The sequence below is a fragment of the Paraburkholderia lebeckiae genome (assembly GCF_014201005.1).
GTDB classification, from domain to species: Bacteria; Pseudomonadota; Gammaproteobacteria; order Burkholderiales; family Burkholderiaceae; genus Paraburkholderia; species Paraburkholderia tuberum.
In genome coordinates this window covers 1-2767 of sequence record NZ_JACHDK010000065.1, presented here as the reverse complement: position 1 = coordinate 2767, position 2767 = coordinate 1, and the positions used below count along the sequence as shown (strand labels likewise).

Annotated in this window: 2 protein-coding genes; both read right to left on the bottom strand. The window is 60.3% G+C overall.

Annotated elements, in window-relative coordinates; translation table 11 throughout:
* On the bottom strand, positions 1–935 hold a 935-nt coding region (locus tag HDG39_RS34430; RefSeq protein WP_260328461.1), incomplete at its 3' end, for an OmpA family protein.
* A gap of 179 nt (positions 936–1114) precedes the next feature.
* Positions 1115–2767 (bottom strand): Ig-like domain-containing protein (locus tag HDG39_RS34425; RefSeq protein WP_221305972.1); only part of this gene is annotated, 1653 nt, incomplete at its 5' end.

Here is a 2767-nt window from a genome sequence, read left to right as displayed (position 1 = left end):
AGTTGCACCACCACCCGGCGGTTGGGCTCATTGCAGGCAATCTTCTGCTGCATCGTGCCGCTGCAGTCGGCGACCACCGGATCGGAATTGCCCGCACTTTCCGCGGTGATCTTCTGCGCCGGAATACCCTGCTCGATCAGCATCCGGCGAACCGTCATCGCACGCTGCTCGCCAAGCTTCTGCGCCGCTGCGTCCGAGCCGATCAGGTCCGCGTGGCCGATCACCGTCACGGCTTGCAGCGAGGTGTTTTCCGCGCGAATCTGTTCAGCCAGATGTGCAATTGCCGCACGGCCTTTGACAGTCATGTCGCGATTGCCAGACTTGCCGAAGGCGAACAGCGTGTCGCCCTTAAGCGTGTACTCTTTCGCCGCGACAGGCTGCGCCACCGGAGCTGCCGTCACGGGGATCGACGCAGGGTCACACGCCTCCACTGCCGATGCGCGCGAAAGAACGTGCATCTGGGCGCGCATGCCTTGCAACTGGGCTTCGGCTTCGTTGCGCGGCACCATGATCGGTGCATCGTTGCTGCCGGCCGGCCCGACCTTCACGAAGTAGGTCATGCCGCCCTTCAGTTCTGCGCCGGATCGCCCGGTGGTCTTGCCTTTGTACAGCGGTGCGTCCTGAATGTAGGCGCCCAGCATGTGTTGGCCCGGCTTGACGCAGAAGATGCTGTAGCCATTGGGCAGCAATGCGGTCTGCAGTTCGCCATCAACGTAGACGTCCGCAGCGGCCGACCGGCCCGCACCCGCGGATGCATCACGGTAGTAGACGATCTGCGCCTGCTGGGGGCCGACCTGTCCGACCGGCGCGTAGCTCTGGCCGAATACCCTGCCGGGCTGCGTACCGGCACGGGCCGTCGGCGCGGTGCCGGGTGCGGCTGCCTGGGTGACCGGCGGTTGCGGGTCAGAGAAAGTCTGTTGTGCGATGGCGGGCAAGGTACCCGCCGTCACGAGCAATGCGCCTGCGAGCGCACGCATCAGGGTTTGATTGAAAGTCATGATCAGTTCGTCAAAAACGGTCCCCCGGGCAGCGCGATGCTGCTCAGGGAGCCTGATTAAATGGTTGGTGATTCCGGGTCCGCGACGCAGGTCATGCGTCGCAGACCATCCGGAGGTCAGTGGTTAAGCAACGTCGTATCGACACCGTGCTGTACCAGCAGTTCAGCGTTCAGAGCCGTGTGGTAGAAGACGTCATATGCGGTACCGTCTACCATCGTGGTGCCAGACTGCCGCACCCAGTCGCCAACATCACCGCCGCCCGGCAGCAGATCGGACAGATCCACCCTGTCGCCCGCATCGCCCTTGACCATCACCTGCGTGCGGCCGTCAGCAATGAACAGGTCCTGGCCGCCCTGCTCGAGCACATCGCCCAGCGACAGCTTGAGCGTGTTGTTACCCGTGCCGGTGATGTCGAACACTTCAATCGACATCAGCAAGCCGTGCAGGTTGGTCAGGTCAAGGATCTGGTCTGCGCTTGTCAGCTTTAGCGTATCGGTACCACCAATGCCTTTAAGCTCTGTCCACTTGTCATCGAAAACAGCTGTGTTGCTCACCAAGAAAACGTCATCCCCCGTGGTACCGGAATAGGTGTTGAAGTACCCCTCATGCGCCACAATCTCCATTGAGCTCATCTGAATATAGGTGCCCGTATAACCCGAGACATTGCCATGCACATTCTGCAATGCCGCCCCATACAAGGCACCTGATTGGAACGCTTCTGCCGCCTCCACCGGCATGCGGACAGATACGGTCCCGGCACTAATATTAGCCTCGGTCAATCGAGACGAGGAGCAGAATCGATAATCGCCCACGGCAAATATGACCACATCGCCCACTACCGCACTACCAGGCAATCTCGCAGTGATGATCGTGCCATCCGTAGAAATCGAAACCGCAGTTGGAGCATTTGGAATAGCCGCGTCGAGTGTAACCTTTTGCGACATCACGTCGCTGCTATCGCCGTTCCGATCAAGCACGCGCGCCTGAATCGTCCAGTCAGCGTTATGCGCCGTATTGTCCTGGAACACCCATTTGCCCTTCCCATCGATCAGTGCATCCTGCCACGTCTTGCCGCCGTCCACTGAGACCTGAACCTTTTCACCACGCGCGAGAGGTGCCGTCAGCGAACCCGTAATCAAACGGCCCGCTGAGCCATCATTAGTCACGAAGTGACCGAGAGGATCATCGTAACTTCTGTCGCTATCCTTACTCATCCCCGCAATGGTCGCCACAGAATCCGAGCCAGAATACAGCGTATCAAGCCTTACGTGGGTCTCCGGACTCGGCTCCGAGACATGGCCCTCTGCGTCCGTCACCGTATAGGAGATGTCGAACTCCGTCTCCAGGTCGACCAAGTCATCCGCCGGGATAAGCACCTTAACAGCCCCCTGGACACTGTCGATCACCGACACCACGTGCTCGTAAGTCTTGCCGTTCCAGTCCAACGTGATCGTGTCACCTACGACCATGCCCGCATAGCCCGGGATAACCACCCACGTGCCGTTGCTGGCCTCCACCGCGTCGATTACACCGTCTGCCATCTCCGGTACTTCAGGTGCCTTCAGTACCAGTGCTGGCACTGTCGTATCGATGATCACCACGTGCGGCTCCGACGGCCTGCTTTCGTTGCCCGCGGGATCACGCTCCACCACCGTGAACTCGTGCTCGCCTTCTTCCAGCGGCGTATCAGGCGTGAAGCTCCAGTTGCCGTCCTCGTCGACCTGCGTCTCGCCAATCGGCGTGCCGTTGTCGATCACGATGATCGTGTC